This is a genomic window from Pseudomonas sp. GW458-11-26-14-LB4, from assembly GCF_059423925.1.
Genome location: NZ_JBWKYU010000005.1, coordinates 158,092 through 173,435 on the forward strand (window position 1 = coordinate 158,092; position 15,344 = coordinate 173,435).

A 15,344-nucleotide genomic window follows, 5' to 3' on the forward strand; every position below is an offset into this window, starting at 1 on the left:
CCTGTCACTGTTTGCGTTGCTTGCGGGGCGCCGGTACTCGCCGGCGATGAAGAAGGTTTTCGACAAACCACACTTCCCGGAATTTAACGGACGTCGAGTTTTGGGCTGTCGCTGTAACCTTGACGTTGACCCGCTCGGTACCGGTGAATGTCACCTCGGTACGCCCCTGTTGATCAGTGACAGTCTCGATCTCACCCTGAGGCAGCGGATCGAGTTTCCAGGTCACCGAGGCGCCTGCGATGGGGTTGTCGTAGTCGTCCAGGACAATGGCGCGGTAGGTCACCGGCGTTCCGATCAGCACGGTGCTGTCGGGCACGGGGAAAGGGTTTTGGGCTCTCAAATGGAGTGTGGCCATATCCGGCCCGATTTCGATCCTCGGTGCGGCCGTCTCCTCACCCAGATCCAGCCTGAAAACGGGAGTGACGCTGCCCATCCGGCTGTCCGGGAAAAACTTCACCGTCGCCGTGCCGTTGACGTCGGTGGTGATCATTGAAGTTTCAAACCGGCCCAGCGTGGTGGCGCAATGAACATTGACGTTCAATCGCGCCTGGCCTTCGCGGTTCTTTACCGTTACGGTAAATTCGGCAAATTCGTCCGGTTTGTTAGCGATCAACCTGACGGGGTCGGGCACCGTCGTCCAGTGCACGATCACGTCCAGCCCCACGGCCATGACGTCGTCAGCGTAATTCGGTTCGGTCGTGGTCGTCAGGCTGGCTCTGACAAGGTCTGCGACGTACTCATAGTCGGCATATTCGCTGTCCGGTGGCAGCTTCCCGAGCTCGAGGAGTGTCCTGGCACTCTGACCGGTCTTTTGGGCAAACAAGCGAATGCGTGTCAGCACATCGAGCTGTTGCAGGGTCACGACCAGGCCTTTCGACGGATTCACATGGGCAGCGCAGATGCGCACCTCATCCACGCTCCAGTTGAACAGCTCGGCGAGCCACTTCGCGGCTCGCTCCTGGACCAGCTCAAGCCCGTGATTGCTCAGGTTGGCCGGCAGCGCGTTAACGCGGCGCAGATAGTCAACCAGCCTCGTTTCCGGCTGATCACTCATGCCCAGGGCACGTTTGTAGACTGTCAGGTAATACAACGCTGAAAGGTCGAATGCGTCGACCGAGTGCAGACCGAACCATTCGCGATACCCGGTCGCGATGAAGTGAGTGAGAAATTCACCGCTGAGTTCCAGCCTCGCGACCACGGCGCTGCGTCTCGAGAACTCGGCCAACACCTGCAGAACAGGATCGCTCGACGGGTCTTCCCGCCGCAGCACAGTAGCGCTGTCCTTGGAGGCTTCCGGCAATCCGAGCACCTGAGCCAATACGAAATGCACATTTGCGCCGGACCAGCCAAGCACCTGCAGAACCAGATCCGGCTTCAGACCGCTATAAGCAGCCAACCCCTCCTGAACCATACTGTTCTGACTGGCGCGGCAACGCAGCACCACCGCCAGAATCAGCGCCACCAGACCTGTATCGAGGCTCCCCGTCTCCAACAACACGGCCCGCTCCGTCATTTCCCGGGCGTGGGCTTCGTAGGTCTGATCCGCTGACTCAACAAAATCACGAATCAGTCCCTGTTCGTCAACCAACGCCCTCAACGCCCGCAGCCACTGGCGATTGTTCGACAAGGGCTCGATACCGGCCATTTTCAGTACATCTTCCGTCACCCGAGCCACCGGGACCTGCCGACGCCATTGATCAAACAACGAGAGTTGTCTTTCATCGGGCCGGCTCGGTGGCCAGGCTGTTGCTTGTTGCACCACCCAGTGCACCGGCAACTGCGCGGTCCGGGCCCATTGCACGCCATCCATCAAGGCATGCATCACACTCAGTACGTCCGGCTTACCCGCTGATTGTTGGTTGTTGATCTGCGGCACGCCGGCCAGTGCGTTCACCCAGACCTGACCTCCCGTCAGATTCAACAACAGGACCGCCTCGATCGGAGTAATCCCCAGTAACCGGGGCAGCCTGACCATGCGATAAAAACCGGACACGATCGGCAAGCTGCACTTGAGTTCAGCCAGGCCGTGAGCGGCGGCAATCAGGTTGGCGAGGTAAAAATAGGTTTCCAGATCAATACCCAGGCCTGCGCACAATTGCTTGACCGTAATCAGGTCGGCAGCGGTCACGGGAATCACCGGGAAGGATCGGTCATCAAGTACCAAAGGACGAGAACCGGTGGCACCACTGTTGAAAACTCGATCGTATTGGGCACGCTCCGTGCCGCGCCCGAAAACGCAAAGCGGCCCGATAAAGGCGGCGAAGTCTTCTGCGGTGCATCCAAAGACCTCCCGCAGTGCCTGGAACAGCCCGATAGCTCGCAGAGTATTGCTTGTGATCCAGTAGCGAGAGGGGGTCGGCGGGGGCACTTCAGCGAGCATTGCCGCAACGATCAGTCGATCGGTTTCGTCACTGGCCAACCGCAACCAGTCAGTCAGTCGCAATATACGATTGGCACGATCAACCCGCTCGGAATGGTCGGGCTCGTCGGGCTCGTCGGGCCTCCCCATATTCTCGAAACGATTGAGAAGGCCCGAGTCCGTTTTGACAATGGTAATGGACGGGGTCTTTGCCTCATGAACAAAGACAGACCCATGGTCCTTGCCTGTAACAGGGCCCGTGACGACACCCGGCGCATTTTCGGACAGGAAGGGAGTGAAACCTTCAATCGAAAGCAATGCCTCAAGCGCCGGCGTATCCAGCTTCGTTCTTTCATTGAAAACGTGGACGAGCCTCAGATTACCAATCGAAATTCCCTTGAGACCGAGGTATTTCTGGTAGAACTCGTCGCCCCCGTCTGGAAAATGACTCGCCTCGGTCAGGATTGTCCGCTGTGATGGACTCAACCGTGAAGCTTGAACGAGGGCGTCATCCGACTTGTCGCTCCACGGTGCCGAACGAAGAAAGCACGGATACTGCAAATCGCACAGACGCACCACGCTGCCCACCGATTCGCCATGTCCCTTCAGTACATGATCGAGCGTAACCCAAGGCCAGTGAAAGGGCAGTTCCCGAGGAAAGGCCTTCTGGTTCAACGCCTCATCGAGGTTTTGAATGGGCCCCTGCGTGGCGGTGATGAAGTGCTCCATGATGTGGCTGATCACTTCCACCGACGGCACTGCACCATGGACGGCCTTGACATCGATCAGCAGTTTTTCGAGATCCGTACGCCGGCCAACCAGCGGAAGGTCCTTGCCATCGGTTTCCCCCAGCCGATGCAATGCCCAATGCAACAGGGCTGTCAGATACGCCGCAGGCGAGTGAATGGCTTCGATCGCATCAGGCGGGCATAACGCGTCGAAGTTCGGCTTGAACAACAAGGCGTAAGTCGGACCGTTATTGAGCCCCGAACGCGCAACAGCTCTGGCATCTCTGGCAGTCAACTGGTGTTCGATGAACTGCCGCAATACCACGGTCGACAGCACATTGAGGCGCTGCTGGAACTCCCCGGCCTGCTGCCGGTTCAGGCCAAAATCGTGCATCAACCCGTCGACGCCTTTCTGCGCCAGTACGGCAACCGATCCCCCCGCCTTGAAAAAACGTGTCAGAGCCGTCGTGGACGAGCGCTTGGGTTTACCGACCGCTTGAGTGAACATCTTCTGAGCGATCTGAGCGGGAGAGCGGTACATGTGGATGCTCCTGGGTCTGAAACGAGTTCCAGTAAAGGAACGGCGCCTTTCGCATGGTGCCTGCAAAGGATTTGGCGTCATCGAGCGGGTGGCGTCTACTGTCAGAACTGACAGTAGACTTGACCTTTGGTCGGATTAAGCCTGACTTGGCGGTTCGTCAGGCGGCGCGACATCGAATCGCTTGCTGTCCGCTGGCATGGAATGTTTTCCACCCACGACCTGTACGGCACAGGCCCATTGCGGGCCAGCAGGCAGATTTCGCTCCGATATTCCGGCCCAACGTCCGCCGTTGGTCACAAGAGACTTGGCATGTTTATCCTCGGAGTCATACCAGGCGACCACATCAACCTTCGGACCCGCCAGAGCACCGCCTGCGAATCTGGGCGTTGCTCCCTCCCACTTGCCCTCCGACGGTTCGTTGAATGAGGGTGGGGGCGCAAGGCGCTGCAGGGGTCTTGCCTCGGACCAACCGGAGTGGAACTCCCCCTTGCGCTGCTCGGTGACGAGTGAAAGGTCGGTGCCGGTCCCTGGGATTTCGATCCGGCAAAACCATGTCCCGTTTTCCTGGACCTTGGCCTGCCCCAGCTCCGCACCACCCGGCAAAGCAACCACGACGGTATCTCTTGCGTATCCGAACCCGCAGATCACCGCAGTACGTCCGACAGCCTCACCACTACCTGGCGTTTCAATGTATGCCTTGTCGGGAACGATCGTGACCTGCACATCCTCGCTAAGTGGCGACTCCTGATCCTTGAAATACTGCCTGGCTTTCAGTACGCATGGCCCCACTGGCCGTGTGAAATTCTGTTTGAAATATCCATCGCCAAAATGCGGATAAATACGAAAGGGAACGCCGTCGAGATACACATCGACCTCAGTCCGGACGAATCCTTTCCCTGCTCTGGCATAACCTTCGACCGTGAATGTACGGGGGACCGATGTTCTTGTTGTTGGAAAGTCGATCCTTGGCGCATACAAAACCACTTTGAAAGCGACCGAAGTGCTGGGCAGCGATTGCAAGTCACCCAGCACCTGTATGGCGAAAACGGTTTGGGTCAGGTAGTCGAGTTCCGTGAGCTGTACCGACCAGGCATTCCCTGTTGCGAGCGTCTCTCCCAACCGGTCGAGGGTCACGAAATCGAAAACGCTAATCGTGAAGCCGTCGATCCCGCCGGTGCCGTGCAATACCGGCAAATGATCCGTTTGCCCACCGGGTGGTGGGGTGATCACCGGTACGCTCACCGCTATATCGAAGGACATGGACACCGGATTAGAGGTTTGCCCGCCGAAAGTCTGCGTGACCGTGACCGTGTGCCTGCCGGGGCGAAACGCCGTGGGGCGCTGTAAGTCCCATTGCCCGTTCTTGTCCGTATCCGTAACCGGATAGGGGGTAGTATCGTCGCTGAACTTGATCGTCAGCACCGCTCCCGGCCAGCATTGGCCAGCAACCGTTGCAAACAAGCCGTTCGGGGTCACTTTTTCGATAACGGCAGGGGGGGCGGAGATGACCACCGAAACAGGCGGTTGAACCCTTTCCGATTGCAGCGTTGTGAACCACTGAATGGCCGTAACCTGATACGTACCAGGAGCCCAGCGTGCTGTTGCCGTGCTGGTCCAGGTCGTATCTTCGGGAACGTCGACGATCGGCACGATCGCGGAGCTGGCGCCCTCCAGTCGGACCTCGATTCTGGAGGCCGGTTGACCGGACCAGTTCCTGCCCGTACCGGAAAACGTAGGAATGCCGTCCGGGCTGACGCGCACACTCAATGTTGGACGAGGAACAGGCACCACGACCGTGGTGCCCTCCGATATCCAGTCCGAATAGATCGGCTGCCCTACACCGTCGGGCACACTTTGTCGGCCACCGATCAGCGAAGTACCCGGCAACCAATCGGGAAAGAACACCGACCAGGGAGACGTTGTCACGGTAAAGGAGTGGAGAGGCGTCCCGTTGTTCACGACGTGGAGATAGAACGTCGCACTGATATGTCCGACACCTCCGAGGGTCACCTTGCCTTGGGCATCGATCTGTACCGTCAGTTTGCTCGGTTGCGGGGGTTTTATTTTAAATGGCCGATAATCGCTTCGATCGGAAGGCACTCCCAAAGTCTGCTGGGCAGTAAGGCGGACTTCGCCGGGAGCGATACTGGCCGGGATAACGACCGGTACACTCCAGTCATTCCCTGCTACCGATTGAAGAGAGCCAACCACCGCATCATTCAGATCGAGATGGATCCTCATGATGGCCCCGACCTCGCCCCCCGTGCCGCTGACGGTGAATGAACGGTTCTGTTCTGATTGGGCGGCGGGTTGGGTAATGACAGGCAATCTAGGCAAAACGAAAACAGGCACCTTGTCGGACCATGTCGTTTCCCCGGCATAGTCCTGGCTTACATGAAAAGTGAACCGCCCGATGGGGAGCGGTGTGGTCAGCCGTATGCTCCACTGTCCGCCTTGGGCCGTTCCAGATCCATAGAGAATCACCCCACTATCAGCCTCGTAGACCTTGATTGTCGCTCCCGAATGGCCCTTGCCATTGATCACCGGTTGACGCTCTCGCAGCGAGTCACCGGATTTTGGAGAGTCAATGGTGACAGCAGCCACCACCAGATTCACAGTGACACGGTTGGACTCGTCTGAAACAGAATTCCGGATAGTCTGTTTGGCGTAGAAAGTCAGCGTCTTAAGGCCGGGGGGAAAGGCGACAGAGGCAGTCCACCCTCCATCGGTCGCAATAACCGCAGTAGCGAGTTGAGCACCGCCATTGGCATTATGCAGGGTGATAGTTCCAGCGTTAGGAATGCCTCGCGTGCCGGTAACCGTGAATGGAGTCGTTGCCACATTCCCTGAGGGGCTTGTAATGACGGGCGTGGCGGGCTTGAAGGTGAGGACGATGTCCACATCCATTTCTACGTCACTGGCACCAGATCTGTCATAAATGTATTTGAAGTAAACAGTGGCGCTCCCGCTCGGTGAATTAATCCACCCGGTAGCTTCCAGCGTATTCCACTGGCCGTTTTGGTTACCTATATCATTCCAGGTGAAATCCCATGTGTTCTGACTGCTGGCTCTGACATATAAGTTGCCCTTTGTCCCTCCATTAGCCTTGGCGTTATAACGTGATGTTCTGCACTTGAATTGACTACCGTCCGCAGTAAATTCACTGAAAAATTCCAAACTGCACCAATAGGCAGTGCCTGCAACGGTTTTGTACGCTCTGATCTCTTGTCGTTCCTCCAAAACTTCATCTGACTGGATGAATGATGGCAACGTCGAAATGCTCGTGTCTGGAACATCATTTTCAATGGTGCCTTCTTCATGATCTTCCATAACCTGCTCCTCGACGGGATGTATAGGACACGAGCTGACCGTTCTCATTAATGCCAATTCGGTTATGGCCGACACCTGTAAAATCTGACAGTCCCGACAAACGGTAACTCTTCCCACAGCCCGGTTCGGCAGCGTCCTGCAAGTCGTAACAACGGGCTACGACGGCTTGTGCCATTGCCTACAAATCACTCAGAATCCGCCGGCTTGTGCGCCTTGGCGTTGCCCCGTAACTTGATCCGTGTCGCTGCCAATCAGCGGCCGGGTTTAGTCGCTCGGGCAGGTATTACGAAAGGTGTATAAGCGTCATCAAGTCGGGTACTCCCTATCCCCGCACTCGATGGTGGCTGTACGCAGGGCGCCCTCGGGCGCGCCGGTTTTTCGTAATTCCTCCCGGTCGACTAACCTGCGTTCAGCCGCCACCCCTCGTTTAGTCGCGAGGTGGTGGCAGGCCCACTAGAGGATTTACGTTTATGTTCAAAGCAACTCCAAATCCACCACTGGACACCGACCCAACAGAACCGTCCGATCAACCCGATCCGGTCTCCCCCTACGCCTCCGTCGATTCAAAGAAACTCCACGACGCCGCTCACCGGGCTCTGGATTTCTACCTCAATCCCTCGCCCGAAAAACCGCGCAATTCCGTGGATCGCGGCATGCAGATGTTCAAGGTCGATCCCGAGATCAACCCCGAAGCCATCGCCATCCAGACCTACGAAACCTTTTCGTCAGTCAGCATCCTGCTGCTCGACCTGGCCGACAGCCTGGACGACAAGCCGCGGCATCTGGCGATGGCGATCTATCAGTTGAGTGAGTTGGGGTTGTTGCTGGTGGAGAAGACGCTGGATAACGAGCGGGCGATTGCGATAACCGCATAAGAAAAAAGGCCACAACCTTCGTCAGGTTGTGGCCCTTTTTTGTTTTCAGGCCGAGGCCGGCAACGGCTGAAAACTGAAATACTGCTTCAACGCCTCGACCAGTTGCCCATACTCGGGCGGTGTCCGGTACAGGCTGAAGCCGGCGTCGTAGTGTCGGGGGGTCGCGTCTTCGTGGCACCACAGACAGCACGCCGTCAGGTCGATGACCTGCTGACAACCCTCGCCCAAAGGGATTTTCAGGCGCAGGTTGAATTCGGCACCGATCATCATCGGCAACTGGCTGATGAGCATCAAACCGTCTTCGGACACATTGCCCAGAAAGCCGATAGGTTTATCGGTGACGCTGTTGAACACTCGCAGAAAATATGGCAACTGATGCCGTTCGATTCGACGGTCGGTAAACATACGCAATTCGCCATGCAAGGCCCCTGACGGAGCCGCACTCTCGCTTCGGAACGGGCCTGTGCGTCAGACCCGCTCTCCCCGCTCCCGGTGTGGCGCTCGCCACGTGCATCTCATGCCAGTCGCAGGTGTTGCGCCGGTACAGAATTCGATCTGCACCGGTTTCATTCGACTATAGCTCACCCTATACAAGCAGCCAGCTTTTGTATGACAACCGCCATCAGAACCGGGTTGGACGGACCACGGCGGCAGCGCTGCGAGTCGGGTAGTGACCCAGGCTCTGCAGGGTTTCCAGACGCGCGCGGGCGCGGTAGGCGTATTCGCTGTTGGGGTACGAGGCGATGATGAACTGATAGGTCTGCGCCGCATCGACGAACATTTTCTGCCGCTCGAGGCACTGGCCGCGCATCATCGACACTTCCGGCCACACGTAAGGGCGGGCACGGCTGGCGCGTTCGACCTTGGACAGTTCGAGCATCACTTGCTCGCAGTTGCCCCGGTCGTAGGCGCTGTAGGCGTTGTTCAAATGATGGTTCATCGACCAACGGGTGCAGCCCGTGACGGCGAGGACGCTGAGGGCAAGGGCGGCAATGGGCACGAATCGCATGGGGGGTTCTCCTGTCTTGTGCTCTGTATCGACCCCTGGTCGGAAATCTTCAGGCGCGTTTGTCCCAAAGTTGCCGTGTTCAATAAAGAAACTATTAAGTAGTGCAAACGAACAATGACTACACCCCAAGAGCATAGTAGCCTTCGCTGGCGCTTGAACCTGAGGAGTCTTTGCATGTCCGTCCGTCGTACCAAAATCGTCGCTACCCTTGGCCCGGCCAGTAACTCGCCGGAAGTTCTCGAACAGCTGATTCTGGCTGGCCTGGACGTCGCCCGTCTGAACTTCTCCCACGGCACCCCCGACGAGCACAAGGCTCGCGCGAAGCTGGTGCGTGACCTCGCTGCCAAGCACGGCCGCTTCGTCGCCTTGCTGGGTGACCTGCAAGGCCCGAAAATCCGAATCGCCAAATTCGCCAACAAGCGCATCGAGCTGAAGATCGGTGACCAGTTCACCTTCTCCACCAGCCATCCGCTGACCGAAGGCAACCAGCAGGTGGTCGGCATCGACTACCCGGACCTGGTCAAGGACTGCGGCGTGGGCGACGAGCTGCTGCTCGACGACGGCCGCGTGGTCATGCGCGTTGAAACCGCCACCGCGACCGAGCTGAACTGCGTCGTGACCATCGGCGGCCCGCTGTCCGACCACAAAGGCATCAACCGTCGCGGTGGCGGCCTGACCGCTCCGGCCCTGACTGAAAAAGACAAGGCCGACATCAAGCTCGCCGCTGAAATGGAAGTCGACTACCTCGCCGTGTCCTTCCCGCGTGACGCCGCCGACATGAACTACGCCCGTCAACTGCGCGACGAAGCCGGCGGCACCGCCTGGCTGGTGGCGAAGATCGAACGCGCCGAAGCCGTGGCCGACGACGAAACCCTCGACGGCCTGATCAAGGCTTCCGACGCCGTGATGGTTGCCCGTGGTGACCTGGGTGTGGAAATCGGCGACGCCGAGCTGGTGGGCATCCAGAAGAAAATCATTCTGCACGCACGCCGCCACAACAAAGCGGTGATCGTGGCGACCCAGATGATGGAGTCGATGATCCAGAACCCGATGCCGACCCGCGCCGAAGTGTCCGACGTGGCCAACGCCGTGCTCGACTACACCGACGCCGTGATGCTGTCTGCCGAATCCGCTGCCGGCGCTTATCCGCTGGAAGCCGTGCAGGCGATGGCGCGCATCTGCGTCGGCGCTGAAAAGCACCCGACCAGCAAGACCTCCAGCCACCGCATCGGCAAGGAATTCGAGCGCTGCGACGAGAGCATCGCGCTGGCGACCATGTACACCGCCAACCACTTCCCGGGCGTCAAGGCGATCATCGCGCTGACCGAAAGCGGCTACACCCCGCTGATCATGTCGCGTATCCGTTCGTCGGTGCCGATCTACTGCTTCACCCCGCACCGCGAAGCCCAGGCCCGCGCTGCGATGTTCCGTGGCGTGTACACCGTACCGTTCGACCCGGCTTCGCTGGCCCCGAACGAAGTCAGCCAGAAAGCCATCGACGAGCTGGTCAAGCGCGGCGTGGTCGAGAAAGGCGACTGGGTCATCCTGACCAAGGGCGACAGCTACCACACCACCGGCGGCACCAACGGCATGAAGATCCTGCACGTGGGCGACCCGCAGGTCTGAGTGACCGGTTGCTGAAAACGAAAAGCCCCGCCATGTGAATGGCGGGGCTTTTTCATTTCAGATTGATCGTTCCCACGCTCCGTGTGGGAATGCCTCAATGGACGCTCCGCGTCCGCTTCGGCATGGGACGCGGAGCGTCCCGGGCTGCATTCCCACGCAGAGCGTGGGAACGATCGGTGCACGGAGTGCGGCGGCGGTCGGCGGTCGGCGGTCGGCGGATATCTCAATGGCGTTTGATGAACCCGGTCAACGCCGCCAACGCCTCCGGCGAGCGCAGCCGCTGGGTGAACAACGCGCCCTCCTCCTCGATCACCTTGCGAATCAACTCGCGATCCGGCGCGCGCATCAGTTGCTTGCTGATCCGCACCGCTTCAGCCGGCAACTCGTCAAACCGCAGCGCCATCTCCCGCGCCTTGGCCAACGCGGCTTCGCCACTGCCCAGCGCCTCGGTTGCGATCCCCCATTGCGCCGCCTGCTCACCGGTAAAACCTTCACCCAGCAACAACAGCTCCGATGCTTTGGCCTGCCCGAGCAAACGCGGCAGGATCAGGCTGGAACCGAACTCCGGGCACAACCCGAGATTGACGAACGGCATGCGCAACCGCGCATCCCGCGCCACGTACACCAGATCGCAATGTAGCAACAGCGTCGTGCCAATCCCCACCGCCGCCCCGGCCACGGCGGCGATCACCGGTTTGCGGCACTCCAGTAGTTCGAGCATGAAGTGAAACACCGGGCTGTCGAGGTCGCTCGGCGGTTGCTGGATGAAGTCGGCGATGTCGTTGCCGGCGGTGAAACACTCAGCGCTGCCGGTGATCAGCACGGCGTTGATTTCGGGGTCGTGATTCGCCTGTTTGAGCGCATCGGCCAACTGGCTGTACATGGCGCGGGTCAGGGCGTTTTTCTTGTCGGGACGGTTGAGGCGCAGGGTCAGCAAACCGCGTTCGCGGTGCAGCAGGATGGCTTCGGGCATGGCAGGTCTCGCGTCTGAGAATTCAGCGCTCAACCACGGCTCAGGAAGACATCGGCCAGCAGTTGATTGCGCGGCAGTCCGGCCAGGAACAGACGCTTGGCGAACGCGTCGACGCTGGCAGTCGAGCCGCAGACTAAGGCCAGGGTTTGTCGGGAGACAAGGCGCAGTTGCGCCAAAGCGCCCGGCAACTCGGCCGCCGTCCACCCTTCGACGCTGAGGTTTTCCCGCTGCGCAGCCAGTGCTTCAAGGGGTTTGGCCAGGTAATGCCCGTCGGCATCATGGGCCAGATGAATGACGCGGATGGCGCCCCGATGATCGTGACGCAAGGCTTCGCGCAACACACCGAACAACGGGCCGAGCCCGGTGCCGGCGGCGAGCAGCCACAGCGGCCGGTCATGCCAGTCCGGGTCGTAATGCAACGCACCGCCGCGCAGTTCGCCGAGGCGGATCGGGTCGCCGATCTGTAGGCGGCGCGCGGCATCGCTGAATTCGCCGGGCTGGCGGCAATCGAGGTGGAACTCGAGAAAGCGGTCTTCTTCCGGCAGGCTCGCCAGCGAATAAGGCCGCGCAATGTGGCCGGCCCATAGCACCAGATGCTGGCCGGCGCTGTAGCGCAACGGCCGCTGGGGTGTCAGGCGCAATCGCAGCACGCTGTCGCCGAGCCAGTCCAGCGCTTCGACCGTGGCCGAGCGACCATCGGTGACGGGGTCGAAAGTATGCACCTGCAAGTCTTCGATCACCTGGCACTGACAGGCCAGCCGCCAGCCCTGATCACGCTGCTCGGCGCTCAAGGCATCGGGGCGACTGCCGGCGGGCAAGCCCTGCACGCATTGCACCAGACACGCATGGCAACTGCCGGCGCGACAGCTGTAAGGCACCGCCACACCGTTCTGAAGGAGGGCATCGAGCAGGTTGCTGCCCGCTGCCACCGACCACTGTCGTTCACCGACCCGCAGTTCAGGCATCGACGTTCTCCCACGCGGCTGCGCAACGGTTGCGCCCGTCACGCTTGGCCCGGTACAGCGCCTGATCGGCACGCTGCAAGGCATCGTCCAGATCATCGCCCAGTTCCAGCAGGGTCATGCCGGCGGACAGGCTCAGGTTTTTCACGTTCAGGCCCACCAGTTCGACGTCGGTGAAGGCGATGCGCAGCCGTTCGCAACAGGCGGTCAGGCGCTCGGCGTTGCAATCGGGCAGCAGCACCACGAATTCTTCACCACCATAACGCGCCAGCACATCGCCGTCGCGCAGACAGGCCCCGGCCACCCCGGCGAAGGCTTGCAGCACCTGATCGCCGGCGGCATGGCCGTGAATATCGTTGATGCGTTTGAAGTGGTCGAGGTCGATCAGCGCCAGGCCATGCACCACGTCGGCCTCCATCGCATTCAGCTCGCGGGTGGCCAGGCGCAGGAAATGCCGGCGATTGAACAGCCCGGTCAATTCGTCGGTGGCCACCAGGTCTTCGAGCTGGCGCATCATCCCGCGCAGGGTGTCCTGATGCGCCTGCAAGGCGAACCGCCGCTGGCGCATGCGTTGGCGCGACGTCTGGACGAAACGCGCGTAAATCACCAGCCACGCCAGCACGATCAGCAGAATGCACGCCTGCAACGCGGACAGCGCCGGATCGTGAAGACGCATGTGATAACCGTCCCACAGCGTGATGGCGCAGAAGCTGAAGAACACCAGCATCGCGCAGCGCACGAACGCCCGTTGTGAAAGATGGAACAGGCCGAACAGCAGGATCAGCACATAAAAGACCAGAAACTCGCCCCGAGCCTCCTCCAGATGTGCAATCAGCCACGTCTGCCAGCCGAGGCCAAGCAGCACTTGTGCTTCCGTCAGGCTCGGGTCGGAAAAACGCAGGTTGCAGCCAGAAAAGAATAGGGCAAACAGGGTCGCCTGACTGATTACCACCAGTGCGCTGCCGACGGCGACGCCGGCCAGTGAGTCATTGTAATGACCAGTGAAATACGCCAGCCACAGCAGCAGCAAAGCCAATCCATAGGTGGCTGCAGCGAGGGCGAAGCGTTTGAGCAAAAGACGTTGAATGGCGTTATGGGTCAATCGTTGACTCACCGTGCGATAAGAGGCTGACCGAGTGTCCTACTCTACAGACCGGCTGCCACTTTAGTGGCCCAGTCGATAAATGACCATTGATTTTCGGGCCGGGTATTTGGCGTCAAAAACCTGCAGCCATGCGACCAACGAATGACTCCCGGCAGATGTGCCCGCCACCGAGGCGCGGTATACTGCCGCGCCTTTTTAGCGTCGCGCCAGCAGCCCCGGCGTGCCTTGAAAGGTGTCTGCGACCGACCGATGCACCCAAGCCGCAGGCACCTTATTGAATGTTCCCGTCTTTTAGAGGAGCGCGACTCATGACCGTGATCAAGCAAGACGACCTGATTCAGAGCGTTGCCGACGCCCTGCAGTTCATTTCCTACTACCACCCCGTGGACTTCATCCAGGCGATGCACGAAGCCTACCTGCGCGAAGAATCGCCAGCGGCCCGTGACTCGATGGCGCAGATCCTGATCAACTCGCGCATGTGCGCCACCGGCCACCGGCCGATCTGCCAGGACACCGGCATCGTGACCGTGTTCGTGCGTGTGGGCATGGACGTACGTTGGGATGGCGCGACCATGAGCCTGGACGACATGATCAACGAAGGCGTGCGCCGCGCCTACAACCTGCCGGAAAACGTCCTGCGTGCTTCGATCCTGGCCGACCCGGCCGGTGCGCGTAAGAACACCAAGGACAACACCCCGGCAGTCATCCACTACTCCATCGTTCCGGGTAACACCGTGGAAGTGGACGTGGCGGCCAAGGGCGGCGGTTCCGAGAACAAGTCGAAAATGGCCATGCTCAACCCGTCCGACTCGATCGTCGACTGGGTACTCAAGACCGTTCCGACCATGGGCGCCGGCTGGTGCCCGCCGGGCATGCTGGGCATCGGCATCGGCGGCACCGCCGAGAAAGCCGCTGTGATGGCAAAAGAAGTGTTGATGGAATCCATCGACATTCACGAGCTCAAAGCCCGTGGCCCACAGAACCGCATCGAAGAAATGCGTCTGGAGCTGTTCGAGAAGGTCAACCAGCTGGGCATCGGCGCCCAGGGCCTCGGTGGCCTGACCACCGTGCTCGACGTGAAGATCATGGATTACCCGACCCACGCCGCCTCTTTGCCGGTGTGCATGATCCCGAACTGCGCCGCCACCCGTCACGCGCACTTCGTGCTCGACGGTTCCGGCCCTGCTTCGCTGGAAGCGCCACCGCTGGACGCCTACCCGGAAATCGTCTGGGAAGCCGGCCCGTCGGCCCGTCGCGTCAACCTCGACACCCTGACCCCGGAAGACGTGCAGAGCTGGAAGCCGGGCGAAACCGTCCTGCTCAACGGCAAGATGCTCACCGGTCGCGACGCCGCGCACAAGCGCATGGTCGAGATGCTGAACAAGGGCGAAACCCTGCCGGTGGACCTCAAAGGTCGCTTCATCTACTACGTCGGCCCGGTTGATCCGGTCGGTGACGAAGTGGTTGGCCCGGCTGGCCCGACCACCGCCACGCGGATGGACAAGTTCACCCGTCAGATCCTCGAGCAGACCGGCCTGTTGGGCATGATCGGCAAGTCCGAGCGTGGCCCGACCGCCATCGACGCGATCAAGGACAACAAGGCCGTGTACCTGATGGCCGTCGGCGGTGCCGCTTACCTGGTGGCGCAAGCGATCAAGAAGTCCAAGGTCCTGGCGTTCGCCGAGCTGGGCATGGAAGCGATCTACGAGTTCGAGGTCAAGGACATGCCGGTCACCGTCGCGGTGGACAGCAAAGGTGAATCGGTACACATCACCGGTCCTGCGATCTGGCAACAGAAGATCAGCGAAAGCCTGGCGGTTGAAGTGCAGTAAGCGC

The 15,344-nt window shown here is 60.0% G+C and carries 10 protein-coding genes; 3 read left to right on the top strand and 7 right to left on the bottom strand.

Translation table 11 applies throughout. The features are described from left to right. Window positions 1-4: 4 nt before the first annotated feature. Window positions 5-3,628, bottom strand: coding sequence for a Tc toxin subunit A (locus tag AC07XZ_RS08980; RefSeq protein WP_158247727.1), 3,624 nt, complete (start codon window positions 3,626-3,628; stop codon window positions 5-7). A 135-nt stretch (window positions 3,629-3,763) separates the two neighbouring features. After that, window positions 3,764-6,958: a hypothetical protein gene (locus AC07XZ_RS08985; RefSeq protein WP_102687232.1), complete on the bottom strand. Its 3,195-nt coding sequence runs from the start codon at window positions 6,956-6,958 to the stop codon at window positions 3,764-3,766. A 470-nt stretch (window positions 6,959-7,428) separates the two neighbouring features. Here AC07XZ_RS08985 and AC07XZ_RS08990 point away from each other — a divergent pair, with 470 nt between their 5' ends. Further along, window positions 7,429-7,833 (top strand): DUF6124 family protein, encoded by a 405-nt coding sequence (locus AC07XZ_RS08990; RefSeq protein ID WP_085745230.1) that lies wholly within the window; start codon window positions 7,429-7,431, stop codon window positions 7,831-7,833. A 45-nt stretch (window positions 7,834-7,878) separates the two neighbouring features. On the opposite strand, the gene AC07XZ_RS08995 is transcribed toward AC07XZ_RS08990, so the two are convergent. Both AC07XZ_RS08995 and AC07XZ_RS09000 read right to left on the bottom strand, forming a co-directional pair. Beyond that, a complete protein-coding gene (locus tag AC07XZ_RS08995) occupies window positions 7,879-8,238 on the bottom strand; it encodes a PilZ domain-containing protein (protein WP_007951248.1) in 360 nt (119 codons plus the stop codon). A 217-nt stretch (window positions 8,239-8,455) separates the two neighbouring features. Then, complete coding sequence (locus AC07XZ_RS09000; RefSeq protein ID WP_007951249.1) at window positions 8,456-8,842, bottom strand: tetratricopeptide repeat protein; 387 nt, start codon at window positions 8,840-8,842, stop codon at window positions 8,456-8,458. 174 nt (window positions 8,843-9,016) lie between these two features. Here AC07XZ_RS09000 and pyk point away from each other — a divergent pair, with 174 nt between their 5' ends. After that, window positions 9,017-10,468: a pyruvate kinase gene (gene pyk / locus AC07XZ_RS09005; protein WP_007951250.1), complete on the top strand. Its 1,452-nt coding sequence runs from the start codon at window positions 9,017-9,019 to the stop codon at window positions 10,466-10,468. A 223-nt stretch (window positions 10,469-10,691) separates the two neighbouring features. Here the strand turns inward: pyk and AC07XZ_RS09010 are convergent, their stop codons facing one another. The 3 genes from AC07XZ_RS09010 to AC07XZ_RS09020 are packed head-to-tail and all read right to left on the bottom strand — an operon-like array spanning window position 10,692 to window position 13,505. Continuing rightward, window positions 10,692-11,441 carry an enoyl-CoA hydratase-related protein gene (locus AC07XZ_RS09010; RefSeq protein ID WP_102687231.1) on the bottom strand — a complete coding sequence of 250 codons (750 nt, stop codon included), beginning with the start codon at window positions 11,439-11,441 and terminating at the stop codon, window positions 10,692-10,694. A gap of 29 nt (window positions 11,442-11,470) precedes the next feature. Continuing rightward, window positions 11,471-12,406 carry an iron-sulfur-binding ferredoxin reductase gene (locus AC07XZ_RS09015; RefSeq protein WP_102687230.1) on the bottom strand — a complete coding sequence of 312 codons (936 nt, stop codon included), beginning with the start codon at window positions 12,404-12,406 and terminating at the stop codon, window positions 11,471-11,473. Beyond that, window positions 12,399-13,505 (bottom strand): GGDEF domain-containing protein, encoded by a 1,107-nt coding sequence (locus AC07XZ_RS09020; protein ID WP_085745233.1) that lies wholly within the window; start codon window positions 13,503-13,505, stop codon window positions 12,399-12,401. The genes AC07XZ_RS09015 and AC07XZ_RS09020 overlap by 8 nt, the downstream gene beginning before the upstream one ends. A 311-nt stretch (window positions 13,506-13,816) precedes the next feature. Here AC07XZ_RS09020 and AC07XZ_RS09025 point away from each other — a divergent pair, with 311 nt between their 5' ends. Beyond that, window positions 13,817-15,340 carry a fumarate hydratase gene (locus tag AC07XZ_RS09025; RefSeq protein ID WP_007960181.1) on the top strand — a complete coding sequence of 508 codons (1,524 nt, stop codon included), beginning with the start codon at window positions 13,817-13,819 and terminating at the stop codon, window positions 15,338-15,340. The last annotated feature ends 4 nt before the right edge of the window (window positions 15,341-15,344 follow it).

Bases quoted from the DNA above. Each gene is read 5' to 3' on its own strand.
- AC07XZ_RS08980 (WP_158247727.1), bottom strand. From the start codon at position 3,628: ATGTACCGCTCTCCCGCTCAGATCGCTCAGAAGATGTTCACTCAAGCG.
- AC07XZ_RS08985 (WP_102687232.1), bottom strand. From the start codon at position 6,958: ATGGAAGATCATGAAGAAGGCACCATTGAAAATGATGTTCCAGACACG.
- AC07XZ_RS08990 (WP_085745230.1), top strand. From the start codon at position 7,429: ATGTTCAAAGCAACTCCAAATCCACCACTGGACACCGACCCAACAGAA.
- AC07XZ_RS08995 (WP_007951248.1), bottom strand. From the start codon at position 8,238: ATGTTTACCGACCGTCGAATCGAACGGCATCAGTTGCCATATTTTCTG.
- AC07XZ_RS09000 (WP_007951249.1), bottom strand. From the start codon at position 8,842: ATGCGATTCGTGCCCATTGCCGCCCTTGCCCTCAGCGTCCTCGCCGTC.
- pyk (WP_007951250.1), top strand. From the start codon at position 9,017: ATGTCCGTCCGTCGTACCAAAATCGTCGCTACCCTTGGCCCGGCCAGT.
- AC07XZ_RS09010 (WP_102687231.1), bottom strand. From the start codon at position 11,441: ATGCCCGAAGCCATCCTGCTGCACCGCGAACGCGGTTTGCTGACCCTG.
- AC07XZ_RS09015 (WP_102687230.1), bottom strand. From the start codon at position 12,406: ATGCCTGAACTGCGGGTCGGTGAACGACAGTGGTCGGTGGCAGCGGGC.
- AC07XZ_RS09025 (WP_007960181.1), top strand. From the start codon at position 13,817: ATGACCGTGATCAAGCAAGACGACCTGATTCAGAGCGTTGCCGACGCC.